The sequence below is a fragment of the Mesobacillus jeotgali genome (assembly GCF_014856545.2).
GTDB lineage: Bacteria > Bacillota > Bacilli > Bacillales > Cytobacillaceae > Mesobacillus.
In genome coordinates, this window is record NZ_CP109811.1 from 3,736,239 (window position 1) to 3,761,513 (window position 25,275).

Annotated in this window: 26 protein-coding genes and 1 riboswitch; of the genes, 5 read left to right on the top strand and 21 right to left on the bottom strand. The window is 45.0% G+C overall.

Annotation, left to right across the window (positions count from 1 at the left end):
• Positions 1-160: 160 nt before the first annotated feature.
• The 17 genes from FOF60_RS19095 to FOF60_RS19175 form a co-directional block, all read right to left on the bottom strand.
• Positions 161-1,345 (bottom strand): MDR family MFS transporter, encoded by a 1,185-nt coding sequence (locus FOF60_RS19095; protein ID WP_192472485.1) that lies wholly within the window; start codon positions 1,343-1,345, stop codon positions 161-163.
• Positions 1,346-1,694: 349 nt separating this feature from the next.
• A complete protein-coding gene (locus FOF60_RS19100) occupies positions 1,695-2,921 on the bottom strand; it encodes an IS4 family transposase (protein ID WP_192473841.1) in 1,227 nt (408 codons plus the stop codon).
• Between the two features lie 436 nt (positions 2,922-3,357).
• The gene (locus FOF60_RS19105) at positions 3,358-4,791 is read right to left on the bottom strand and encodes an ammonia-forming cytochrome c nitrite reductase subunit c552 (RefSeq protein ID WP_192473447.1); all 1,434 of its coding nucleotides are present in this window, start codon (positions 4,789-4,791) and stop codon (positions 3,358-3,360) included.
• Positions 4,784-5,308: a cytochrome c3 family protein gene (locus FOF60_RS19110; RefSeq protein ID WP_023626911.1), complete on the bottom strand. Its 525-nt coding sequence runs from the start codon at positions 5,306-5,308 to the stop codon at positions 4,784-4,786. Before FOF60_RS19110 ends, FOF60_RS19105 begins: the two co-directional genes overlap by 8 nt.
• 105 nt (positions 5,309-5,413) lie before the next feature.
• On the bottom strand, positions 5,414-5,920 hold the full coding sequence (locus tag FOF60_RS19115; protein WP_192473446.1) for a TlpA family protein disulfide reductase: 507 nt from the start codon (positions 5,918-5,920) through the stop codon (positions 5,414-5,416).
• A 15-nt stretch (positions 5,921-5,935) separates the two neighbouring features.
• A complete protein-coding gene (locus FOF60_RS19120; RefSeq protein WP_023626909.1) occupies positions 5,936-6,067 on the bottom strand; it encodes a CcmD family protein in 132 nt (43 codons plus the stop codon).
• Positions 6,068-6,087: 20 nt separating this feature from the next.
• Complete coding sequence (locus tag FOF60_RS19125; RefSeq protein ID WP_264647592.1) at positions 6,088-6,798, bottom strand: cytochrome c biogenesis protein; 711 nt, start codon at positions 6,796-6,798, stop codon at positions 6,088-6,090.
• Positions 6,798-7,481 (bottom strand): heme exporter protein CcmB, encoded by a 684-nt coding sequence (locus FOF60_RS19130; RefSeq protein ID WP_192473444.1) that lies wholly within the window; start codon positions 7,479-7,481, stop codon positions 6,798-6,800. Before FOF60_RS19130 ends, FOF60_RS19125 begins: the two co-directional genes overlap by 1 nt.
• Complete coding sequence (ccmA, locus tag FOF60_RS19135) at positions 7,478-8,182, bottom strand: heme ABC exporter ATP-binding protein CcmA (protein WP_192473443.1); 705 nt, start codon at positions 8,180-8,182, stop codon at positions 7,478-7,480. The genes FOF60_RS19130 and ccmA overlap by 4 nt, the downstream gene beginning before the upstream one ends.
• Before the next feature lie 17 nt (positions 8,183-8,199).
• Positions 8,200-8,541 (bottom strand): hypothetical protein, encoded by a 342-nt coding sequence (locus FOF60_RS19140; protein ID WP_192473442.1) that lies wholly within the window; start codon positions 8,539-8,541, stop codon positions 8,200-8,202.
• Between the two features lie 5 nt (positions 8,542-8,546).
• Complete coding sequence (locus FOF60_RS19145; protein WP_192473441.1) at positions 8,547-8,927, bottom strand: hypothetical protein; 381 nt, start codon at positions 8,925-8,927, stop codon at positions 8,547-8,549.
• 12 nt (positions 8,928-8,939) lie between these two features.
• Positions 8,940-9,410, bottom strand: coding sequence for a cytochrome c-type biogenesis protein CcmH (locus tag FOF60_RS19150; RefSeq protein WP_192473440.1), 471 nt, complete (start codon positions 9,408-9,410; stop codon positions 8,940-8,942).
• A gap of 5 nt (positions 9,411-9,415) precedes the next feature.
• The gene (locus tag FOF60_RS19155) at positions 9,416-11,398 is read right to left on the bottom strand and encodes a heme lyase CcmF/NrfE family subunit (protein WP_192473439.1); all 1,983 of its coding nucleotides are present in this window, start codon (positions 11,396-11,398) and stop codon (positions 9,416-9,418) included.
• Between the two features lie 21 nt (positions 11,399-11,419).
• Entirely contained in the window at positions 11,420-11,869 is a 450-nt protein-coding gene (locus FOF60_RS19160; protein ID WP_192473438.1) for a cytochrome c maturation protein CcmE, read from the bottom strand.
• Positions 11,869-12,828 (bottom strand): hypothetical protein, encoded by a 960-nt coding sequence (locus tag FOF60_RS19165; protein ID WP_192473437.1) that lies wholly within the window; start codon positions 12,826-12,828, stop codon positions 11,869-11,871. The genes FOF60_RS19160 and FOF60_RS19165 overlap by 1 nt, the downstream gene beginning before the upstream one ends.
• A 288-nt stretch (positions 12,829-13,116) precedes the next feature.
• Positions 13,117-13,296, bottom strand: coding sequence for a glycogen biosynthesis protein GlgD (locus FOF60_RS19170; RefSeq protein ID WP_192473436.1), 180 nt, complete (start codon positions 13,294-13,296; stop codon positions 13,117-13,119).
• Between the two features lie 18 nt (positions 13,297-13,314).
• Positions 13,315-13,578, bottom strand: coding sequence for a YtzC family protein (locus tag FOF60_RS19175; protein WP_192473435.1), 264 nt, complete (start codon positions 13,576-13,578; stop codon positions 13,315-13,317).
• Positions 13,579-13,778: 200 nt separating this feature from the next.
• On the opposite strand from FOF60_RS19175, the gene FOF60_RS19180 reads away from it, so the two are divergent.
• Together FOF60_RS19180 and FOF60_RS19185 are read left to right on the top strand one after the other, a co-directional pair.
• A complete protein-coding gene (locus FOF60_RS19180; protein ID WP_192473434.1) occupies positions 13,779-14,753 on the top strand; it encodes a tRNA modification radical SAM protein MnmL/YtqA in 975 nt (324 codons plus the stop codon).
• Entirely contained in the window at positions 14,743-15,315 is a 573-nt protein-coding gene (locus tag FOF60_RS19185) for a tRNA 5-(aminomethyl)-2-thiouridylate-methyltransferase MnmM (protein WP_192473433.1), read from the top strand. The genes FOF60_RS19180 and FOF60_RS19185 overlap by 11 nt, the downstream gene beginning before the upstream one ends.
• A gap of 535 nt (positions 15,316-15,850) precedes the next feature.
• Here the strand turns inward: FOF60_RS19185 and FOF60_RS19190 are convergent.
• Positions 15,851-16,945, bottom strand: coding sequence for a tetraprenyl-beta-curcumene synthase family protein (locus FOF60_RS19190; protein WP_192473432.1), 1,095 nt, complete (start codon positions 16,943-16,945; stop codon positions 15,851-15,853).
• Positions 16,946-16,969: 24 nt separating this feature from the next.
• Complete coding sequence (locus FOF60_RS19195) at positions 16,970-17,773, bottom strand: alpha/beta hydrolase (protein WP_192473431.1); 804 nt, start codon at positions 17,771-17,773, stop codon at positions 16,970-16,972.
• A 105-nt stretch (positions 17,774-17,878) separates the two neighbouring features.
• Here FOF60_RS19195 and FOF60_RS19200 point away from each other — a divergent pair, with 105 nt between their 5' ends.
• Both FOF60_RS19200 and FOF60_RS19205 read left to right on the top strand, forming a co-directional pair.
• On the top strand, positions 17,879-18,394 hold the full coding sequence (locus FOF60_RS19200) for a gamma carbonic anhydrase (protein WP_192473430.1): 516 nt from the start codon (positions 17,879-17,881) through the stop codon (positions 18,392-18,394).
• 86 nt (positions 18,395-18,480) lie between these two features.
• Entirely contained in the window at positions 18,481-19,365 is an 885-nt protein-coding gene (locus FOF60_RS19205) for a C39 family peptidase (protein ID WP_192473429.1), read from the top strand.
• Positions 19,366-19,368: 3 nt separating this feature from the next.
• Here FOF60_RS19205 and asnB read toward each other — a convergent pair whose 3' ends face one another.
• Both asnB and metK read right to left on the bottom strand, forming a co-directional pair.
• A complete protein-coding gene (asnB, locus tag FOF60_RS19210; protein ID WP_192473428.1) occupies positions 19,369-21,264 on the bottom strand; it encodes an asparagine synthase (glutamine-hydrolyzing) in 1,896 nt (631 codons plus the stop codon).
• A gap of 295 nt (positions 21,265-21,559) precedes the next feature.
• Positions 21,560-22,762: a methionine adenosyltransferase gene (gene metK, locus FOF60_RS19215; protein ID WP_192473427.1), complete on the bottom strand. Its 1,203-nt coding sequence runs from the start codon at positions 22,760-22,762 to the stop codon at positions 21,560-21,562.
• Positions 22,763-23,047: 285 nt separating this feature from the next.
• Positions 23,048-23,189: riboswitch (SAM riboswitch) on the bottom strand.
• A 315-nt stretch (positions 23,190-23,504) separates the two neighbouring features.
• On the opposite strand from metK, the gene pckA reads away from it, so the two are divergent.
• Entirely contained in the window at positions 23,505-25,094 is a 1,590-nt protein-coding gene (gene pckA / locus FOF60_RS19220; RefSeq protein WP_192473426.1) for a phosphoenolpyruvate carboxykinase (ATP), read from the top strand.
• The last annotated feature ends 181 nt before the right edge of the window (positions 25,095-25,275 follow it).

The following is a 25,275-nucleotide window of genomic DNA, read 5'->3' on the forward strand; positions in this document are numbered from 1 at the left end:
TTAGATGTAAAATATGCATTTTTTATCGAGAAAAAATGCATAAATTGTGACTGATTAGATAGGAGCAGTCCCCTTGTTCAGTCCTGGCAAACTCTGGTCCCGGACAATCCCCAGATTTTAAAAAGAGCCGGGCATCCGGGCCCGGCTCTTTACTGATTCTTTATGCTTGTGCAGCAACGTTATGTGATTCCTTTAGTTTGCGGTCATAGATGACAGTAGTGAAGATACCGATAAACATAAGCGCAATAAGGATTGCGAATAACATTGGCATACCGTATAGGTCGACAAGGATCCCTCCCATAAGCGGGCCGATCATCCTGCCGCCAGTTGCGGTGCTGTTGACAATCCCCTGGTAAAAGCCTTCCCGGCCTTTAGGCGCCAGGTCATTTGCGATAGTCGGAACAGCAGGCCAGATCAGCATTTCACCAATCGTCAGGATTACCATACCTGCCACGAAGCCTGAGAATGCATTAGCTCCTGCAGCAACTGCATAGGAAACCATGAAGATGACCATGCCGATGATGATTTGCAACTTCAGTTTATTCTGGAACGGCTTGATCAGCCTGTTCACAACTGGCTGGCCAAGAACGATCAAAGCACCGTTGATTGTCCAGAGGATGCTGTATTGATTCAGGGAAATGTTCAATTCCTGGGTATAAGCGGCAATCGTTGTTTGCCATTGGACGTAACCAACCCAGCAAAGCAAGTAGCCAACAGCAAGGATAAGAAGCGCATACAGCTTCGTATGGCTCTTGACCGCACCATTCTCCTGAAGTACGTTCGTCTGCTTCGCTGCCCGGGTGTCGATGCTGCGATAGCCAAAAATAGCGATCATCATAAAAATCAGGTACATGGCTGCGTTCGCCATGAAAATCAGCTGGAAAGAGTAGGAGGCGACAAAACCGCCAAGCGCAGCTCCAATGGCTACGCCCAGGTTCTGAGCTACGTAAATGGCATTGAATGCTTTACGGCCGCCTTCCTTCCAGACAGAGCCTGCCATTGCGTACATCGCCGGAAAGACGATGCCAGAGCCAAAACCAACCAATGTCAAAAAGAAAATATATTGCGGCCATCCTGGCCATAGGGTTAGTCCAAGCAACGCCAGGATGGTAATGCTGATTCCGAGAATGATAGACTTATATCCGCCGATTTTATCAAAAAGACTGCCGCCAAAAAGATTGCCAATAACACTGGCTGCAGAATTAAGCATCAATACGATCCCAGCAACAGACAAGGATTTGCCAAGGTGCTCATGTATATAGATTGTGTTCAAAGGCCATAAAAAAGAGGAACCAGTAACATTGACTGCCATCCCGATAATTAAAAGCCACAAGGCTCTAGGCATTATTCACGCCTTCTTTCACTCATAAATTTCGAATACCAAAGTAATTCTAGAGCTTTTCACAATTGGTTGCAATAGGAATTTGTGCTGGTAAATGAAGTTGAAATTTTCTATTTTTTTGAAGTTAAACTGGGAAAAATACGTTGTTTTTTCCAGTTTGCGAATAAACGATATTATTTGCGAATAAATGGAGGTTATTTGCACTAGCTTTGCAACGAGACACCAAATTTAGTTAATTTTAGTTTAAATTTCAAATTTAGTTACCTAGCTAGTTAGCGTTGGAAACAAAAAAAGGAACACCTGGTTAAAACAACAAGTTACCAAGCAAGTTAGTTAGCACCTTATTATCCGTTTATCTTTGGACAATTTGGACGGTCTTCAACTTCTTGGGATATTTTCTTGGCCGGCCGGGTTTTCCTTTCTTTCGCCTTCCTTTGGATGTTCTGCTCGGCTCCCTGAATAAGGCTTCCATAAAATAATCCCATGAGTCATACCAGTATTGACGAAGGTACTTGAGTATTTCCCACGTGGATTTTTTAGAACCTGTCTGAATCCTGACCAATTCGCAAAGCCCATAAGCAATCATGGCGAGCCACAACTGATTCCAGACAGCCTCCTTTTTATGACTGTAGAACTTCACTAGTTTGAGGTGCTGTTTGATCCATTTGAAAAAGAGCTCGACTTTCCATCGTTGGCGATAGATCTCCGCGACTTCACTCGCAGTAAGGTCCCGTCGGTTCGTGACTACCCTGTATTTATTGCTTTCGTCATCAAGGAACTCTATGAGACGCAATGCAATGGTCTCTTCCGTTTTAGGCTTTTTGACTTGAACCTCGGCGTCTAAAACAATGTTAGGTTCGTCATGAATGTCATGCTTATTCACGATTGTCAGCTTTGAATTCATTTTTACCCTGGCGACAAATTTCAGGTTCTTTTGAATTAAATCCGAATAGAGACCATAACTGATATACCCTCGATCATAGATGTAGGTGACAGCTTGATCGACCACTAGTTCGAGGGCGACTTCCTTGTCATCTACTCCGGTAGTAGAAAGAATTGATTTGCCAGGATAATAGGTATTTTCATCCGCGACAATCAAACAGAGATGGAGCTTTACTCCATTGTTTTTCTTGGTGGAATAAGCCCATTCACCCGCCTTGGAAGGGAGTGAGAACTGAGAAGAGTCTACAGCGGCCAACTTTCCTATCTTGTCAAAGCCAGGCAGACGCTTGTGATGCTGGTCAATCTGCTTAAAGATTCGAAATGCAGTCTCCTGCAGGAGACCGGTTGGCAGCTTCTCAAGCTTTCTGTTAATAGAAGAGCCATGTATACTCTTTAGCTCAAGCAGTTCCTTGAACACCTTCTTGGACTTGAGGTTCTCACTCAAATCCCATAAGGATTCACGTCTCATGAGCATTCCTTCCACCGCCATGGTAATAACATGGCCAGAAAAAAGTTTGTGTGCTCTATGGTCCATAAAGGGGTCACGATAATTCACAAGATTTAACAATGTCAAACACTTTTGAACTACAGTTGAGTCGGGTAAAGTTAGATTGGGTATAGAACTCTTTGAGTTCATAGGAATCCTCCTCTTGTAGAATAGGTGTTTGGCAACTTGTTGTTACCATTCTACATAGGAGGATTTTTTCTGTTTAAAACCTTTTATTGTTCGAATACCATTATTTGGAACAACTTTGCAAGCCTAGTGGGTTATTTGCGAACAAATGATGGTTTTTCGCGAACAAATGCAGTTTTTTGCGAACAAACCTTATCTAACGAGTTTTTTATCCCTTTTCTTACATCCTGTCTTGTTTTTTTCACACTACTGAACATGACAGATCCCTAAATCCGGTTACCCACCCAGACCTTTTAATCAAAAATCAACTCACTTTTCATCGGGCGTGATCAATTTGTCTTGACTCCATATGAATTTTTTGCAAAACTAAAGAAAACACCGTACAAACTACCATTGCACAGTGTTTTCGTATTTATCTTTTCTCTAAATTTACTATTCTCTATTTTTTTGGAGCTGGCTGTTGTGCCGGGAAGTAACTGTTCACTGCTTTGTCTTTCTTCTTGAAGTTATCTTTTTCGTCGTAAACAGCCTTCTTCACTTTTTCAATCTCTGTTTTAACTTCTTCCAGATTTACGCCTTTCTTGGTCAATTCCTCGATAGCAAGATTGATCGCCTCATTCGACTCTTCAATTGACACCATCAATGAATCCATTGATCCCTGCGGGTTGTGGAAGCCTGCTGAGCTTTCCGCAGCAACGATATCCCAGAACCATTGTCCTTTTCTGATATGCTCCTGAGCCTGCTTGATCTTTTCTTCGCTTACTCCAGAAGTGATCATCTTATTCACGTAATAGTGTGAGGTGATTGAAATATCCTCTGCCTTATGAAGTGCTTCCATATGTTTATCCTGGATATCGATTACACGTCCTTCAAGCTCCTCCATATCCCGATTGGTATGGCAGGTTGCACATGATTGATCCATGGTCTTAAGCGGTGACGTCCACCAGTGTGAGCTGATTTTCTTTTTACCATCTACTCTGTCATATGGCATGTGACAGTCTGAACATGTAACCCCTGCTTCACCATGCGGGCCTTCTATATGAGTCTCAAAATCAGGGTGCTGTGCTTTTAGCATAGGCGTTCCTGAAACATTGTGGACCCAGTCTTTTTCAAAGCCTTGTTCCTTTGCAGTAGTTTCGTAGTATTCGTACATATTTTCTGGTTCAAAGCCGTTTGCCCAAGGATAAGTTACTTCTCCGTTGTCTGCAGCGAAGTAGTACTCTACGTGGCACTGGCCGCAAACATAGTTCCTCATATCATTCTTCGTTGGGTTGGACATGTCGATTCCCTGTGACTCCATTGCCTTAATGAAGCTAGGGCGTGTGACGCGCAAGTCCATTGTCTGCGGGTCGTGGCAGTCTGAGCAGCCGATCGGTGAATGGCCCATCGCTTCTGCCTTTGGCCAGATATCTTCGTTAAAATTGCCGCCCCAGTAATCGTCACCCATTTCCTCGATCATGTGAGGAACAGCAGTCGACTTACAGGTTAAGCATGATCCAATTGATTTGTCAGTGATACGCGCAATCGCCCGAACATCCTCATTTGCATAGATATGGCCGCGATCCTCATTGTACTCAGTCGCAAAGCCATAGCCGTTAAAAAGGACTGGCAGATACGGTTCCTTATCATGGTCGTACTTGCTTCGTTTGACGGAACCGCTGTACTTCGTATCCTCCATTTTTTCATTTTGCTTGTAGCTGTCATATTGCAGCGGGAAAAGGTCCTTGAAGGCCTCATTGCTGATTTCGTCTTTGCTCAGCCCCGTTTTCAGCTCGCTTGCGGAAGTTGCTTCTTCTTCCGAGCTGGAGCAGCCTGTTATGATGAGCATGACAGCCGCAAGGAGCAAAAATGCCCAGCGGAAATTTCTAGCCATTGTTCATCGTACCTCCTTTATTTTCTAAAAGCTCGCCTGGTTTCGGCGGTTTAAAATAATCCTCTGTTTTGAAGCCTTTCCCGTGCGGCACTGCCTGGTGGCAGCTTGAACAGCTGTCTTTCGCATCATGTGAAACGTTGTCCAGCGTATTCTCATGGCAACTGATGCAGTTCTCATTTATGACTTCCTCAGAACCTTCTGTTGCGTGGAGTACCTTCGGGATTTTTGCCTCGCCCAGTGTATTGAAATACACATGCGTCATTCCTGCCTTTGCCTTATAGGTGTATTTATTAACCATCGTATCGTGCGGCAAATGGCAGTCGCCGCAGGACAGACCGGCGTGGTTGGAATCAGAGAACGAGTCATGGACCTCTGTCATGATATGGCAGCTCGAGCAAAATTCAGGTGAATCCGTATACGCAAGCGTTTTGACAGTGACGACAGAAACAATGATTCCAGCAAATACGCCAATGAATAACAGCATCTTTTTGTCTATTCCCAGTAGCTTTTTCAGCATCTTTTTCACCTCCCTTAAAGCGGATTCCAGCAATCTACTAAAAGCTGTATTCGCATGGTTCAACCGAAAACAGCTTATTAAAACACGGATGTGCTTTAACCAAGGTTATGGTGAAACTTTTTCCTGGATCATTTTAATCAAATCGTCTTTTGTTGTCGGGCCGGAGAAACGTTCAACAATGACGCCGTTTCCGTCGATGATGATGGTCTCAGGCTGGCCTATGACATTGTAATCCTTTGAAATCTCTTCTTTTGTGTCTAAAAGATACGTAAGCTCAGAGCCGCTTTCCGAGATGTATTTTTCCATCCGTTTCTTCGATTCGCCTTTAGCGAGGATCAGCAGCTTTGCATCCTTATACTCTTTGCCGAATGCTTCCAGTTCAGGAGCTTCGTCAATGCACGGTGCGCACCAGGTTGCGAAAAAGTTAAGGACCACTGGCTGGCCTTTAAAATCCGACAGTTTATAAGTGTTGCCTTCGATATCCTGCAGTTCAAAATCGATGGACTGGTCACCAGGCTGGGCTGATGCTTTCCCTCCCAGTCCGCTGACCAAAAAGCCGAGAACTCCGATGACGGCAGCGATGACAATGACCGGAACAATCTTTTTGCCCATTCTATTCACCCGCTTTTAAAAATCTGAGTTCCATTCTTCAAGTAGTTCGAGCTCTTTCTTCAGCTGCTTCTGGCGGCGCCCAAGCACTACTACATAACCAGCGATCAACGTCCAAATAACTGAGTAAGCCATGAATAAGTAAGTCATTTTAAACTCCTCCTTAGTAATTATCCTGCAAGCTTTTCAATTGCTTTTGACTTTGCCTTTTTGACGATATGCCGCATTTTTTCAATTTCGATTCCTTTGCGCATCAAGAACGCGTACAGCACGGTTATCGTAAAAATCGAGAACAGCAGTGCAACCAGCATATCGGGTTCGATTCCGCCGCCTGACTGGTTTTTGCCTTCACCGAAGACAACTGGATGCAGCTTCGTGTTCCACCAGCGGATTGCCATGAAGACAATCGGGACATTGATAGCGCCAATGATGCCAAAAACAGCTGACAGCCTTGCGATCTTTTCGGTAGAACCATCCATTTTGCGGACGAAAAGATAAGCTACATAGATGAACCATAGAATCAGTGTTGTCGCAAGACGCGGCTCCCATGTCCACCATGTATTCCAGCTTGATTTTCCCCAGATCATCCCGGTAATCAGTGTGATTGTTGTAAAAAGAACGCCAATTTCTGCGGAGATTCCAGCATTGATATGATGCTGCAGCCTAGGCTTGATCAGCACCCTCACGCTGTAATAGCCAACGACTCCGAAGGCCAAAAAGGCTACCCAGGCACTGCCCACATGAAAGTAGAAAATTTTCTGTGAAGCGCCCATTATCCTTTCAACAGGCGACCATATAAAAATCAGATAAAGTGCTATGAAAAATGACGGAATTAACGTGAACAGCAGCAGCCGGTCGATAATGCCAGTATTCTTTTTCATCAAGACCCCTCCATAATAAATTCGAATAAGAAAAAGCATGCAGCCAAGAACAATAAATCGTAAGCAGCCATCAATCTGATCCAGGAAGATGCATCCGCAATCACTTCATTTTCAAGAATGATTCTCGTCGCCTGGACCCCGGCGATCAGCAGCGGGCTTAGAAGCGGCAGCAGCAATACCGGCAAAAGCATCTCGCTGTTCTTTGCGTTTGCCGATAGCGCAGCCAGGAAGGTCCCGACTATGATGAAACCGAGCGTACCAATGATGACCACAACGATGAACCAGCTTACTTTTCCATAAAAGCGATAGTCGAACAACAGAAACAAAACAGGGATGCTGACAATCTGTACGGCCGTTACGAGGATGAAGTTTGCCAGCACCTTGCCAAGATAGATGCTCGAAAGATCGATTGGTGCCGAACGCAACCCTGTCAGTGCATCGTTCTCGTGCTCAGAAAGAAAGGAACGATTTAGTCCCAGAATTCCGGAAAACACGGTAATCAGCCAGACGAGCCCTGGAATGACAGCTTTGACCATATTATTTGTCGGATCGAAGGCAAAGCTGAAGATCAGGACGACGAGACTCGAGAAGATGACCATCATCCCGATTGTCTGCTTTGTTTTGATCTCATTGCTCAGGTCTTTACTGGCAATCGTCCAGGCATCTCTTAGAATTGACATCATGTGCTCTTCACCTCTGCTTCGTACCAGGTTTTCATCTCTGCCAGGCTTACTTCCTCTCCAAGAAGTTTGGTTGAGACAATCTTTCCTTTTTTCAATACGGCCGCCCTGTCAGCAAGTGCATGAACCTGTTCAAAATCATGTGAGATGATCAGGATTGACGTCCCGCTGTCCCGTTTCTTTTTAATGATTTGGTTCAAAAGCGCAACGGCCTCCTGATCAAGGCCAGTATGCGGCTCATCGAGCATCAGGATATCAGGATCCGGGAGCAGCACCCTGGCAATCGCCAGTCTTTGCATCATCCCTCTTGAAAAAGACCGGATCGGCATATCCCTGAAAAGGTAGAGACCCACTTCCTTTAAAAGCGCATTGGCTTTGCTTTCAAGATCCTTCACCTTGTAAAGCTTTCCGTAAAATTTAAGATTTTCAATCGGGGACAGGTTGTTATAAAGAAATGATTCATGACCCAGGAATCCAATTCGCTGCTTTACCTGTGGTGAATTCTTCTTGACCTGTTCACCGTCGAGGAATATTTCCCCGCTCGTTGGCTGCAGGAGTCCGACTGTGCATTTAAAGAAGGTGCTCTTCCCTGCTCCGTTCGGGCCAATCACCGCTAAGATCTCCCCTTTTTCCAATGAAAGGGTGATGTTCCTTAATACGAGCTTATCTCCCAGCATTTTGGTCATTTTCCTCAGTTCCAGCATGGTCCCCAACTCTTTCGTTAAGTGTATTGTTCCAGTTCCTTGTTTACCTCGGCGAGATGGCTCTGATAATCAAGCTTCATCCTGTTAAAATTCTCCTCGGTGATTTCCGCTGCCTTCAGTCTTGCTTCAAGTCCGTCCAGCTCCCCTTCAATCACTTTTTTCCTTACCAAGAGGTGTTTGAACAACTGGTCTTCCTCACCAATGATGTCTTCAGCAGGCTTCCTCCGCTTTCGCCAAAACCAGACAGCAGCCATGACAGCAGCTAATACAATCAGTACATAGTGCGGGTTCACCATATTCAACCCCGGTGTCGTCAGCCAGAAGTTCACAAGCCATTCAGGATGGTAGGCAGGTGCCATTATGATCACCCCTTCTGCTGGCGAAGCTTCTTCAGCTCTCTAAGAATTTCTGCTTCTGCTTCGGCATCCTTTAGCCTCTTTTTGCTCTCTGAAAGATGCTTAGCCTTTCCTTGCTTGAGTACCTCTGTTTCTTCCTTTAACATTTCAGCACCAAGCAATTGATAATTCTCTTTCAATTTCTCGAAATCCTCACGGGTGATTTTCTTCATTAAAAAGTCCATTTCCAGCTCATTCACAGCACTGTAGACCTGCTCCAGCGTCAGCTTTTCACTCTCAGCCTCCACTCCCTCGGCCGGCACCTCGCCAGCCGAGAAGAAAGGAGAAATGATGAAGTAAAAACAAGTAATGATTACGAGTGCACCTATTATTAAAAATACATAATCCATTTTGATCAGCTCCTAGAAAAGCTTCCGGCGCTCTTCGTCAAATGTTTTTGCCGCAATTTCTTTTTCCACTTCCGAATTCCATGCAGCCTTCGTCTCAAGCTTTGATTCTGCCTTTTTGACCGTTAATTTCCTTAGCCAGACACCGACAATCACACTGCCGATTCCGACTCCCGCAGCTGGCATTCCCCAGGCAATCCAGCCGCTTGTGCCGCCGCCTGGAGTTCTCAAAGCCGCCTGCCCGTACTCATCAACATAGGACTGGATGATTTCCGGTTCTGTTTTGCCGCCGTTCAGCATCTCAACCACTTCATCGTAATAGATCTTCTTTACTGAACAGGTGGATAATTCATGATCAGCATGGCCCTGCATATCAAGCTGTCCGATGATGTGCTTGAATTCCTTAGAGTTATAGGTGAAGGCTGTTGTCATTCCAGGAATGATGATGAGCAAAAGGAGTGTTGTCATAAGAATTTTCCTGTTCAATTTTTTCACCCTCCCACTCTCGAAATGCCTTTATTGATCTGGTAGCGGAATGTTGTCGGCCTGCCGCCTATGAGCGCGAACGCTGTGCCAATCACCATGATGATCCCGCCCATCCAAATCCAGCTTACGAATGGATTCACTTTAACCATGAACGTTACCTTGTCTTTGTTCTCCCAGGAACTTAAAACGACGTACAAATCCTGGCTCCAGTTCGTCTTAATTGCTACCTCTGTTGATGGTTCCGGCCATGTTTCGTAAAAGATTTTTTCCGGCTTGATTTTGCCGATATACTTGCCCTTATATGTCACATCTATATCAGCCACGACCACACCATTGCCGTTTTTCGTATGTTCGGTCAGTTCGTTGAATCTAAGACTGTAATCTCCAGTCTTGATGCTGTTGCCGGCATCTACCGTTTTCAGGACTTCAGTCGAATATGAATGAGATGAAATGACACCCACGGCGATGACTGCAATCCCGATATGGACGATATAACCACCATAGCGGCGCTGGTTTTTCACCGTCAGCTTGAACGCTGCCTTCAGGATGCTTTCCTTCGTTGCTTTTCGTCTGGCACTGATGCCTCTGGCAAACTCCTGTAAATGCGTTCCGAACATGAAGCTTGCAGCCGATAATCCGATAATCGCGTAAATTCCCTTAATGCCAAAAGCGAACAGAATGATAGCTGTGGCAACACCCATTGCCAGCGGCCAAAGCATGTTTTTCATGAACTTTTCAAATACCGCTTTTTGCCAGGCAATCAATGGACAGATGCCCATCAATACAATCAGCACCAGCAGGATCGGAGCCATCACTTTATCAAAATAAGGCGCGCCGACATTGACCTTTGTACCTGTGAAAGTTTCTGAAATCAGCGGGTACATCGTTCCCCAGAAAACAGCGAAAGCTGCAGCCACGAGGATCAGGTTGTTCAGCAGGAAGCTGCTTTCTTTTGAAAAATAAGATTCAATTGGGCTGCTGTCTTTTTTAATCATTCCGTATCTTGTCATGACCACATAAAGAGAAAACAGCATCATGAACGCCATGAAAACAAGGAAGTAAGTACCCAGATTGCTGTCCCCGAATGCATGGACACTCGTCAGGATTCCGCTCCTGACAAGGAATGTTCCAAACAGCGTCAAGATGTAAGATAAGATAATCAAGCTTACGTTCCACGTCTTCAGCATGTTTTTCCGTTCCTGAATCATCACTGAGTGCAGGAATGCTGATACGGTCAGCCATGGCAGGAATGAGGCATTTTCAACCGGGTCCCATGCCCAGTAGCCGCCCCAGCCTAACTCAAGGTATGCCCACCAGCCGCCAATAACATTGCCGAGCGTCAGTAACAGCCATGCAAGCAAGGTCCATCTTCTCGTAAGCTTGATCCACTCTGAATCCATTCTCTTCAGGATCAGTGCTGCAATCCCGAATGCGAAAGGCACTGCCAGCCCGACATAACCCATATAGAGTGTGACAGGATGCAGAATCATTCCCGGATTTTGGAGCATCGGGTTTAGCCCTTTTCCGTCAGCTGGTATTTTATCTGTCATTTCAAACGGGTTGGCATTCAGCGCCATCACTGTGAAAAAGAACAGGATGTTGACCATCAGAATGCTGGATACGTACGGCATCATCGGATTCTTTTTCTCTTTTGAAAAAACGACCATGGCCGCATACAGTGCCAAAAGGAATGCCCATAACAGCAGGGATCCCGCGTTGCCCGCCCAAAATGCTGTTAATTTATAAGCCATTGGCAGGCTTTCATTTGTATAGGAAGCCACATATTTATATTGGAACTGGCTTGTGCCGAGCAAGTAGAGCAGCAGGAAGGAGGCAATGCTCGCTACGAAAGCCAGTGAGAGGACTGCCCCCCTTGCGCTTTCAATCCACTTGCTGCTTTTCTTCTTGATCCCGACGATATTGGCAATGATCCCGTAAAGCGAAATCACGATTCCAAGGTAGATTGAGATGTTCCCAATTAGATACATACAGATAACCACCCATCTGTTTTATTCCTGCTTGTCATTTTTGTATATTTCCTTATGCATTTCAGTATCATAGTTCTCCATGTCTTCGCCTTCATATTTTGTCGGGCATTTCGTCTGGACTTTTTCCGCTTCGAACACTCCGTCTTTTTGGATGAAACCTTCTACGAGGACGATGACATCTTCTGAGAAGTTATCCGGCTTGATGCCTTTATGGAATACCTGAAGCGTTCCCTGGCCTTCCTCGTAAAGCTCAAAACGGAGCTCAAGCTTGTCGGCATCCCATTTCACCGATTCCTTATTGAGCAATCCCTGCGTCATAATATAATCGCCTTCATATTTCGAGCCATTTTTGCTGAGGTCGGCAATTGTGATTTCCTTGCTCCCTGCGCTCGGCATTGTTGAAAACATCATGATCACGAATGCCACTGCAGCCAGGCTCAGCCCCACTACGATTTTTTTATTTTTGGACATTACTTTCTACCTCCCAGCTTTTTGATCAATTCGTTGTACTCTGCTTCAGTTATGCTTCCTTCCACAAGCATTGAACGGAGCTTTGCCTTTTTGGCATCAAATTCATTGTTTGCACCTCTTTTTACCGGCTGAGCTTTCTTTTTCCTCATGATGAAAATTAATAAAATCGCTGCCAATATAGTCACACTGCCAACGACAGTAATGACAAGCCACAGAGGCATTTTTTCATCATTTTGTTTTACAGTGCCGGCCTTCTTTACATCCCCGGCCATGTTTTCCATGATTTCCGCTGTAGTCCTATCGTCAGTTCGTTTGTATTCAAGTGAGATATTCTTTTCATCACCAGGCTTCATTCCCTGGCTTTGATACAGAAACATGTTCATGTTGTAAGAGTTTTTCTGGTGCTGCTCGGAAGCAGGCTCCAACTTGAAACTTTCCGTGTTGAGCGGCTCAACGAAAATCAAGTTAAACAATCCGATATCAGCGAAGTTTTTAAAATCATAGGTCATTGACATCTTGTCGTCATTTTCCTTGATGCTGTCGGTATAATACTCAATCACAAACTTGTAAATCTCCTGTGGCTGAATTTCTTCGCTCGTTTCCCAGGAAATCGTTCCTTTTTCTTTATCCAGCTCATATTCAATTTCATTCATTTCTGTAAGGTCCCGTGAATAATCGGCCACAAAACCAATCCTGAAATTCTTCTCGTCCATTGGTAGCGGAATGACTACCTGGCCTTTTTGCGCCTCTTCAGCATTGTTCTTCAAGGCCCCATGATAGCCCACCAATAGCGGGGCATTCTTCTTCTTATCTTTTGGGTGATACGAATATTCCGGCATCACCTGGATCGTAAGTTCCTCCATATTCAGGACATTGGATTTTGTCTCAGCGTTACCCTTATCAGGCAGCTGGAATATGAAAAATAAAATGATGGCCGATACTAACTTCATGACTTTCATTTGATTGACTCCTTTCTATATGTGACAAATTCGTGAATGTTTTCACAAGATAACTCAGATGAAAAAAACGATTTGTTTTCTAATGGCATTTTAAAACTTAATCATTCCCTGACCCTTTTGGTCTACCTTATTTAAACCATTTCTGAATGACCCCAATCTGTGATTTACATCACGGAATTTTCGTCAGTTTTATCCGATTTGTGAACGGGGGGTATTAATCAAAATATGCTTTTCGCCTTATTACACAAAAAAACCCCACTTCCGCAAAGAAGTGAGGGTGTTACAAATTTATGAAGATTGCTCTGGTTCAGGATGGAATTTAGATTTTACAGGCTGCCCGCCGCTTTTTTCATATTTTTTCTTCGCTTCTTTTACCGGATCGTGATCCATTCCAAGCTCTAGATCCTGGTTATTAATGCCGTTCCTTGTTTTTTGTTCCGGGTTATTCTGCTTTGAGCGCTTTTTCAAGATGTCTTCCCTCCTGTTTTAGTGATCAAGCAAAATCATGTTGTTTTGGACTTGCTGCAGTTGAAGCCTCATTCTGTGCAATTGCTCGCGCTGCTGCGAATTAGCGCTGAAGGAAAGCTTGGCAAGATCATTGTATGCGTCCTCAAGTGCCTGCAGTGCATTGGTAAAATTGCCATCATTATAATGCTGCTGTGTGGCAGCATCCTTGTATTGATCCTGGGCAAGATTGATTGCATCCTCACATTGCTGAAGTAACTGGTCAACCGATTGACGTGTTGCCAATAGTAGCCCCTCCTTTACTTGATGCTGAAGCAAAGTCTGCTTCTTCTTTATTTTGTTCACAATACATTTTCCTATCACGATTTTGCGAATGTTTAATGATGGCAAAAGCTTTTTGTAATCTTTTTGCAATTGGATTCACTTATTCTAAGTGGTACAATTTTTATTATTACTGACTGACAGGTTTTAAGGAGGTTTCTGGCATGAAGCAAGCCAACCCTTTTCCATACGCAACAGACGATAAACGATACCATACCTGGAACTACCATCTACGGAACCATTTTGGCCATAAGGTTTTTAAAGTGGCGCTTGATGGCGGATTCGATTGTCCAAACCGAGACGGCACTGTAGCCCACGGCGGCTGCACCTTCTGCAGCGCAGCTGGATCGGGGGATTTCGCCGGTGACAGAGTAGAAGATCTCGGCACACAATTCAAGAAGATAAAAGATAAAATGCATTCGAAATGGAAAGACGGCAAGTACATGGCCTATTTTCAGGCTTTCACGAATACCCATGCACCTGTCGAGGTCCTGAGGGAGAAATACGAAACGGTACTGAACGAGGAAGGTGTCGTGGGGCTATCAATTGCCACAAGACCCGATTGCCTGCCTGACGATGTCGTGGAATATTTGGCAGAGTTGAATGAGCGAACATATTTATGGGTAGAGCTTGGACTTCAGACAGTTCATGAAAAAACAGCCAATCTGATCAATCGTGCTCATGATTATGAAACGTACAAAGAAGGCGTGGACAAGCTCCGGAAGCATGGTATCAGGGTTTGTTCGCATATCATCAACGGACTGCCCCAGGAAACACCTGAAATGATGATGGAGACTGCAAAAGAAGTCGCGAAGCTCGATGTGCACGGTATCAAGATCCATCTTCTTCACCTGCTGAAAGGGACTCCGATGGTCAAGCAATATGAAAAAGGGCTGCTGGAATTCCTTAACTTTGAGGACTATGTAAAATTGGTCTGCGACCAGCTCGAAATTCTCCCTCCAGAGATGATCATCCACCGAATTACCGGAGATGGACCGATTGAGCTGATGGTCGGACCGATGTGGAGCGTCAATAAATGGGAAGTACTGAATGCGATTGACAAAGAAATGAAGCGTCGCGACAGCTGGCAGGGAAAATTTTATACTGGGAACAAAGTGGTGATTGAAAATGAAGCTTGAACGGATTCTTCCTTTTGCCAGGAACCTTCTTGAACTGGCAGTGAAACCCGGTGACATCGCAGTCGATGCGACAGTCGGCAACGGGCATGATACGATATTTTTGGCCAACCTGGTCGGCCCTTCCGGCAGGATTTATGGGTTTGATATCCAGGATGAAGCATTAATGTCATGCAAAACGAAGCTTCGTGAACATGAGCTGCAGGACCAGGTGACACTGTTCCATACCGGACATGAAAACATCACAGAATGCATTCCCCCGCTGCATTTCGGAAAAATAACCGGCGCCGTTTTCAACCTCGGCTATCTGCCCGGAGGCAATAAGGATATCGTTACAGTCCCTGAGACGACCATCCAGGCCATCGACCAGCTCCTGGAAATCATGGCGCCAGAGGGCATCATCGTAATCGTGATTTACCATGGACACCCAGAAGGCAAAGTTGAACGGGAATATTTATTGCGTTATGTAAAATCACTGGATCAAAATATAGCACACGTATTGGAATATAAATTCCTGAACCAGAAAAATAATCCGCCATTTATTATTGCGATTGAGAAGAGATAGGAAAGAAGTATCGATTTTATGACGTACACTTTTTCGTGTTTCCCATAGATTTTTGTCCGTCATCGCCTTGGTGACGGACACTTTTTTAAGATTCCATCAAGTTTTTGTCCATCATCGCCTTAATGACGGACATTTTTTCAGGATTCCACCGATTTTTTGTCCGTCATCGTCTGTATGACGGACACTTTTTCAGTTTTCCCACAGGTTTTTGGCCATCATCACCTTGATGACGGACACTTTCTCGGTTTTCCCGAAGGTTTTTGTCCGTCATCGCCTTGATAACGGACACTTTCTAGATAATCCCACAGGTTTTTGTCCGTCATCTCCCTGATGACGGACACTTTTTCAGTTTTCCCACAGTTTTTTGGCCATCAGATGACAGACACTTTTTCAGTTTTCCCGAAGGTTTTTGTCCGTCATCGCCTTGATGACGGACACTTTCTAGATAATCCCACAGATTTTTGACCGTCATCTCCCTGATGACGGTCAGTCCTCACAAAAAAACAGCCAGGGAATCTAATCCCTGACTGTACTTTTACTTTATAAACACTTTCGCCACTCCCGAAGGAACCCATCTCTGCAATGACCGATATGCTCGTCCATTGATATAAAAGAAGTAGCTGACGGGGCCGGCTGTTTTAATCATTTCCCTTGCCAGCTTCCTGATTCTTTCCTGGCGCCTTACTTTTTCATCGGACAGGTAAACGCCGAGCAGTCCGCGATTAATCAGCTTGTGGAAGTTCCGATGCGGCAATCGAGCCGTGTGATGATCGGCATTTTCCACGAAATGCCGGAGCCGCTCGAATAATGCTTCTTCATTTTCATAATAGAAGCAGAAGTTCAGATCCCCGCCTTCGCGGTCCTCTTCCTGGTCAATAAAATAATCGAGCAGGATGTGCAGCCCTTGTATGTATGGAAAATAGCCATTTCGGATGCTGTCAGCATACTCTGGTTTGAAATCATCGCGAAGCGCGTAGCTCACGAGGCAAAAGATTCCAAGCGTCGAGCCGGTGCATGCAGAGAATTCATACCACTCCATATCCGGTATATTTTCACGGTGGCCGTCGAACCATGTTTGCAGTCTCGGGACACGCTCTTTGACCTCAACATGTTTGTGAATCTGCAGATCACAGTAATAATCACATAGCTCCAGTAGATGCTGCTGGATCTTATGATAATGATCCAGCTCACCAAGTACTTCCCGGCAAACTGTCACCAGCTCGATCAGATATCCGCCATCATTCTGGTCTTCCCGTTCGCGATAGTAATTTTTCAACTGGCTGTCAAGAGTCAGGGCATCCGCCATTGATTCATGCAGCGCTGAAAAGTCCACTGGGTCCATTGACGTGCTGCGATCACAAAGATTGTCGAGATAATCGCTGATTGTCTGGTATGCGACAATGAACCGGATCGCCTGCTTATATTGCTTTTTCGCGGTCAGGCTTAAAATCGAGCCGCCCTCACAATGGAATGTCTTATGCTCGATACTGGCCAGCGCCTGTTTCCTTAATTCCGGATTGGGAATCTCCTCTGCCCTGCTTTTCCAGTATGCAAGCTCACGGTGTACTTGGGGCAGGACCTGCCTGTATACACGGTACATCAAACTGATGGGCATTGATGGGATCATCATGCTGCAGCTTCACCCTCTCCATATCTAATACACATAACCAATCGCCTTCAGCTGACTGATGACAAAATCATGTGCATAATCAAAAACCTCTTCTCGTTCAGGTTCGTTGAACACTTCATGAAAGCACTTCGGCCATTCTTTATATCTTTTTTCCGACAAGGGAGCATGATTGAACCATTCCTTGACAGAACGTTTATCAACAATCTGATCATCGCCACCTTGAACTAGCAAAGTCGGGACGTCCTGTACTTTATCTATATTTTCAAACGCCTGCTCCATTGCTGCCACCAGCTCGCGGTACCAGCGCACCGACACCTTGGTAATGTACAGTGAATCATTCGCGTCGACTGCCCTGACATCCTCATTCCTGGTGGCCATCTCCACTGACAGACCAGGAGAAATTCTGAAAGTCGGCACAATGACATTCAAGCCATGGGACAGCATATCCAGCATTTTCGAAGGATAATTCACTAAACCGAGGCAAGGCGATGACAAAATCAGGCCGGCAATTTCGACCCTCTCTTCCTGCAGCATGCGGATGGCAACTAGTCCGCCCATGCTGTGGCCCAGCAAAAATACCGGGAGATCAAAGTCATACGCAGCTTCAACCCACTCTTTCACTTCCATGATATATTCGTCAAATGAATCAATATGGCCACGGTTCGCCCTTGTTGTCATGCCCTGCCCAGGCAAATCACCCATTATGACATGAAATCCGGATGAGCGCCAGGCTTCAATCAGCCAGCCATACCGGCGATGATGCTCCAGCGCACCATGAATCATCACGATTACAGCCTTAGCATCCCCATCAGCTTCCCATTTCCACATGACCATTCCCCCACTCAAATACTTTTTCTTTCTTTAAAAGAACTATAATATATAATTAGTAAAAAATAAAAATGAAAGCATCAATAAATTACAGGAGTGTGTGCAATGATTTACCCCTACAAAGGAAAAACGCCTAAAATAGCGGATTCCGCTTTTATTGCGGATTATGTAACGATTACCGGAGACGTCGAAATCGGCGAGGAATCGAGTGTCTGGTTCAACACCTCGATCCGCGGTGATGTCTCGCCTACCATTATTGGCAATAAAGTGAATATCCAGGATAACTCAGTCCTGCACCAGAGTCCGAACAATCCATTAATCCTCGAAGACGAAGTCACGGTCGGACATCAGGTCATCCTCCACAGCTGCATCATCAGGAAAAAAGCCTTGATTGGCATGGGCTCAATCATACTAGACCAGGCTGAGATCGGAGAAGGTGCGTTTATCGGTGCCGGCAGCCTTGTTCCGCAGGGAAAGAAAATCCCGCCCAACACGCTTGCTTTTGGTCGACCGGCAAAAGTCATCCGCGAATTGAATGAGGATGACATCCGCGATATGGAACGGATTTCCAGAGAATACGCTGAAAAAGGACAATACTATAAAAGTTTGCAACAAAGGTGAATGAATCTCTAAAAAAACTCCCTCACCAGTCCGATACTAAATAATATAATATACCCTTTTTATTTTTGAAATATGCGGACGTGGTGATGGATGTGGACAAACTGTATTTACCGCTTGCAGCAATCATACCTCTGCTGCTCTTGTTTTATTTGTTGATCCGAAAACAAAATAGCATGATGAAATCCATCCTGATGTTCCTGTTTGTTTTTACTTCGATCCTCGGCGCTTTCCTGATGGAAAATGTGCAGGCTTCCCATGTTGCCAAAGCCGTTCAGTCAGTTAAAAGCTGGCTTGAAGAGCCTGAACCCTCTGCCGAAAGGGCACCTGTGATCATCGAAAATGAAGAACCTGATATCATCCCGATTAAAAAACAGGTAATCCTTGACGCTCCAGTTATCTGGCAAATGCCTGAGCTCCCAAGAGGATGTGAGGTCACAAGTTTGGCGATGCTGCTGCAGCATCAAGGGGTACAAACTGACAAGCTGACACTCGCAAGAGAAGTGAAGAAAAACCCTGCACAATACCGTCTCAATGATGGCAAAATTTATTTTGGCGACCCGAATAAAGGGTTTGTCGGCAATATGTATACCTACACAGAACCAGGACTTGGAGTCTACCACAAGCCGATTGCCGACCTGGCCGAACAGTATCTTCCCGGCAAAATAAAAGATTTGACGGGCGCAGAATTACAAGAGCTGAAAATCCACCTGTCGGATGGCCGGCCGGTTTGGGTAATCACGAACACGGAATATAAGAAGCTTGACGAAAGCTTTTTCCAGACATGGTACACGCCTGACGGGCCCGTAAAAGTAACCATGAAGGAGCATTCGGTCCTGATTACAGGCTATGATGAAAATTTCATTTACTTCAATGACCCATTAACGGGTGAAAAAAATAAAAAAGCACCCATGAAAGACTTCGTGGAAGCCTGGGTGCAAATGGGAAGGCAGGCCATTACCTACCTTCCCTGATTTTTAAGACTGCAATACTTTTTGAGCCTCATACTCCTTCTGGAAGGAGTATTTTTTTTCGACATATACATCATGCCACATCATGAACATCAATACCGTCCAGATTTTGCGGCTGTTATCGGCCTTGTTCTGGCAGTGGTCATCCAATAGCTTCAAAAGGTATGACTTATTGATGAGATGTTCTGTGTTGCTTTCCTTGATGATATTCTTTGCCCATTCATTCATTTCATTCTTCAGCCAGTGGCGGATCGGCACCGGGAAGCCCAGCTTTTTGCGGGTTAACACGTGCTCAGGAACCACACCTTCAGCCGCTTTACGTAAGATATACTTCGTTGTATTGTTAGCCGTCTTCAGGCTTGTAGGAATCTTCGAAGCTGTTTCGAAAACAATCTTATCCAGGAATGGAACACGAAGCTCAAGTGAATGAGCCATCGTCATTTTATCAGCCTTCAATAAAATGTCACCGCGCATCCATGTATGGATATCGATATATTGCATCGTATCAACTGGGTCATATCCTCTGCTCTCTCTGTAAAGAGGCTTCGTGATATCCCTGTAATCGTACTGTCCGTTATACACGTGCAGCAGCTCGCTCTTCTCTTTTTCAGAGAACATCTTCGCATTTCCGATATAACGCTCTTGCATTGGTGTCACGCCGCGTTCAATGAAGCTTTTCCCCTTCATTCCCTCTGGCATCATTTTCGCGATGCCTTTCAGCATGACCTTCCCTGCCTGAGGGATTTTGTTGAACATCTCAAGATCTTGCGGTTCACGGTAGATATTATATCCGCCGAACAATTCATCCGCACCCTCACCAGAGAGAACAACCGTTACATGCTTCCGTGCTTCACGGGCAACGAAATACAAAGGGATCGCTGCTGGGTCGGCAAGCGGGTCATCCATATGCCACATGATCTTCGGCAGTTCATCCATGTATTCCTGCGGACTGATCACATAGCTGATGTTTTCGACACCAAGTCGATCAGCTGTTTCCTTCGCGACGTCAATTTCGCTGAATCCATTCTGTTCAAAACCAACAGAGAATGTCTTGATCCCAGGGTGATACTGCTTCGCAATCGACGCGATAATGGAGGAATCGATTCCGCCAGAAAGGAATGATCCAACAGGCACATCACTGCGCATGTGGATTTTTACGGATTCAAACAGGACGTCCCTGATCTCCTTCGTGAATTCATCCTCCGTTTTGTGGATAGGCGAAAAGCTCGCTTTCCAGTAACGCTTGATTTCCATCGGCGAACCGATTTTTTTTGTAAAATAATGCCCCGGCTCTAGCTTGTAGATGCCTTCTGACATTGTATTTGGTTCTGGAACAAACTGATACGTCAGGTAATGCTGTAATGCCTTATAATCAAGGACATCGTTTTCCAGTGCAAGCAAGATACTCTTTTTCTCAGAACCAAAGAACGTGCGGTCGCCATCTTCAAAATAGAAGAATGGTTTGATGCCGAAATGGTCACGGGCACCGTAAAGAACCTGCTCTTGTTTATCCCAGATGACAAACGCGAACATTCCGCGCAGCTTGTCGACAGCCTGCTCTTTAAGATGGCTGTATAGGGCAATGATGACTTCAGTATCCGAGTGAGTTTCGAAGCTAAGCCCTTCTTCAATCAGCTCTTCACGAAGCTCAAGATAGTTGTAGATTTCCCCATTGAAAATGATCCAATAGCGCTCATTTTCATAGGTCAATGGCTGATGGCCAGCCTCAAGGTCGATGATGCTCAGACGGCGGAAGCCGAATTGGATATGCTCATCATAGAAATATCCATCATCATCAGGACCGCGATGGGTGATGATGTCATTCATATTTTTAAACAGCTGCTTATCATCGCCGCTGAATTCCTGTGCATTTTCATGTACACAACCGATAAAGCCACACATTATGTACTTCACCTTCTCCATTTCAGAAAAAATTTAGTTTTGCGCTGATTTCCGCTCTAGGCGCGATTTTTATAACAAAGAACCTAATAGAAATGCATCTTTCTAAAAACATACCATCTAATACTATCATTAAACGCAAAATTTTTGCAGTAAAATCTAAGGGAAATTTAAGGTAATACTCTATTTTACACCTTTTGAACCAGGTGCAAACCTGATGGGTTTTTGAGTGTTCCCTGATTAGACGGCAAATAATAAAGGGAGTTACATATTTCTATGCAACTCCCTTTGTACTTTTTTATTTTCCTAGTGCTTGAGTGCGAAGTGCCTCAGCCTTGTCTGTACGTTCCCATGGAAGGTCAACGTCAGAACGGCCAAAGTGTCCATAAGCAGCTGTCTGCTTGTAGATTGGCTTGCGCAGGTCAAGCATATTGATGATTCCGGCAGGACGAAGGTCGAAGTTGCTTTCTACAACGTCGATCAAAACATCTTCGCTGACTTTGCCTGTTCCGAAAGTATCAACTGAAATCGATACCGGACGAGCAACACCGATTGCGTATGCAAGCTGAACTTCAACTTTTTCAGCTAGGCCGGCAGCTACGATGTTCTTCGCAACGTAACGGGCAGCATATGCAGCTGAACGGTCAACTTTAGTAGGATCCTTACCAGAGAATGCACCTCCGCCATGGCGAGCGTATCCGCCGTAAGTATCAACGATGATCTTGCGGCCAGTAAGACCTGCATCACCCTGTGGTCCGCCGATTACGAAACGTCCAGTTGGGTTAATGAAGTATTTTGTATTTTCGTCGATCAATTCTGCTGGTACAACAGGCTTGATGACATGTTCTTTTAGGTTGCGCTGGATTTGCTCAAGCGAAACTTCTGGATGGTGCTGAGTTGAGATAACGATAGTATCGATGCGGACTGGCTTGTCGTTCTCATCGTATTCAACTGTCACCTGAGTTTTTCCGTCCGGACGAAGGTATGGAAGGATCTCTTCCTTGCGAACTTCAGTCAGGCGGCGGGAAATCTTGTGAGCCAATGAAATCGGCAGAGGCATAAGCTCTTTCGTTTCGTTGCAGGCAAAACCAAACATTAAGCCCTGGTCTCCTGCACCGATTGCTTCGATTTCTTCATCAGACATTTGTCCTTCACGTGCTTCAAGTGCCTGGTCAACACCCATCGCGATGTCTGCAGACTGCTCGTCGATTGAAGTCAAAACTGCGCAAGTTTCAGAGTCAAAACCATACTTCGCGCGAGTGTAGCCAATTTCCTTGACTGTTTCACGAACAATTTTCGGAATATCTACGTATGTAGATGTAGTGATTTCGCCTGCAACTAGTACAAGGCCTGTCGTAACTGATGTTTCAGCAGCAACACGTGCATTAGCATCTTTTGCAAGGATCGCATCCAAAATCGCGTCAGAAATCTGGTCGCAGATTTTATCCGGATGGCCTTCTGTTACTGATTCAGAAGTGAACAAACGGCGTTTGTTTGACATCTGAGTTCCTCCCTCATGTATAAAAATTGATCGAGGCTGTCCCAATACAGACCTCGGGTTGATACGGTACTCATTCCCTATGTAGTATGAAATAAACGCTGAGTTTTTATTAGAAAAATTTGTTTAGGATTCATGGTGGATTTCTCTTTTCCTAATTTCACCCACGGGAGCAATGACACCTAAGAAGGCAGTCCAGCAGCATTTTCATGCATCGGACAGAAAAAAGCAATATAAAAAACCTCTCCAATTACGAGGAAAGGTTTTTGCTTAAATCCGCGCCTTTCGCTCTTATCGTTCAAGGGCAGTTCCCTTGCGTCAGGTTAGCACCTTTGCCCGGAAAAAGATCAGCATTCCAAAGGCTGTTTTTTCACGTCTGCAGGTTGCTGGGTTTCATTGGGCCTGTCCCTCCACCAGCTCGGGATAAGAGAGTATCCGTTCAAGTCCAAATCATAACGAAACTATAATTGCATGTCAATGGTTTTTTCGGTAAATTTGTCGATAGTTGTTGAAAGTTTTCTTGGAAAATAAAGTCGATTGTTAATGAAAGTTTTTATGTAAAATAAAATCGGCCCGAAAGCATCTTTTCGCTTGACTATATAAAGAAAGAATTATATAACGCAAGTTAGGTACAAGGTAATTTTTCGAGTCATTAGTATAGATTAATTAAACTAATGTGTTATACTAATAACGAGATGTAAACACTTACAAATTATTAAACTTTTAAAAAGGAAGGTATTCTCCGATGAATGTTGTAGGAATATCAAATGAACTTTCAGCTTTATTAAAAGGAAGCAATGTACAGGTGCAGTTATCCGTTCCCCAGCTTGTTGAAAAAGTCCTGAACCGGAACGAAGGGCTCCTGACTTCAACTGGTGCAGTCAGAGCGACTACTGGTAAATATACTGGCCGTTCACCTAAAGATAAATTCATTGTCGAGGAAGAGTCCGTGAAGGATAAAATTGACTGGGGTTCTGTCAACCAGCCGATTTCCGAGGAATCTTTCACAAAACTATATAATAAGGTATTAAATTTCCTTAAAGAAAAAGAGGAAGTATTTGTATTCAAAGGATTCGCTGGTGCTGACAAGAAATACCGCCTGCCAATCCAGGTCATCAATGAATACGCCTGGCACAATCTTTTCGCACATCAATTGTTCATCCGTCCAACTGAGGAAGAGCTTGTTGACCACGAATCTGAATTCACGGTCATTTCAGCACCGACTTTCAAAGCGGATCCAGAGGTTGATGGAACAAATTCCGAAACATTCATCATCGTTTCCTTTGAACAGCGCGTCGTGTTGATCGGCGGAACAGAATATGCAGGTGAAATGAAGAAATCGATTTTCTCCGTGATGAACTACCTGCTTCCTGAAAACGGCATCCTTTCCATGCACTGCTCTGCAAACGTGGGACGCGAAGGTGACGTTGCCTTGTTCTTCGGCTTATCCGGAACTGGAAAAACCACTTTGTCAGCTGATAACAATCGCCGCCTGATTGGTGATGATGAGCATGGCTGGTCAGCTAATGGTGTTTTCAACATCGAAGGCGGCTGCTACGCGAAGTGCATCAACTTATCGAAGGAAAAAGAACCGCAGATTTATGATGCAATCCGCTTCGGATCTGTTCTTGAAAATGTCGTGATCGATGATGAAACCCGCATTGCGGATTATGATGATGGCAGCCTGACTGAAAATACTCGTGCAGCTTATCCAATCCAGGCGATCGATAACATCGTGGACCCTAGCATTGCCGGTCATCCAAACGCTATCGTATTCCTGACTGCTGATGCATTCGGAGTATTGCCTCCAATCGCTAAGCTTACGAAGGAACAAGCAATGTACCATTTCTTGAGCGGATATACATCAAAGCTTGCTGGAACTGAGCGCGGCATCACTTCACCGCAGGCAACGTTCTCAACTTGCTTCGGCTCACCTTTCCTTCCGCTTGCAGCAACAAGATACGCGGAAATGCTCGGTGAAAAGATCGACGAGCACAATGCGAAAGTTTTCCTAGTGAACACAGGTTGGACAGGCGGGGAGTACGGTACAGGCAGCCGCATGAAGCTGGCGTACACACGCGCCATGGTCCAGGCAGCTCTTGAAGGCGAACTGAACAATGTCGAAACCGTCAAGGACGAAATCTTCGGCCTGGATATTCCGGCACATGTACCTGGTGTACCTGACGATGTCCTCCAGCCAGTCAAGACATGGAACGACGAAGAAGCATACTACGCAAAAGCAAATGAACTCGCAGGAAAGTTCCGCGAAAACTTCAAAAAGTTCACAAATGTACCAGCAGTGATCGAAGAAAAAGGCGGACCGACAGCGAAATAAGAAGTTGATTGAGGCCATCTCTGGAGAGGAGATGGCCTTTGCTTTTACTTTTTTTCTTGCTCTCGTTATTTTCAGGCAATGAAGGGCATCTGCTTTTACCGTTTTCCTCTCTTCCGCTCTTTTTCGGGCAATGTAGACCTCCTGCTTTTACCGTTTTTCTCCCTTCCGCTCTTTTTCGGGC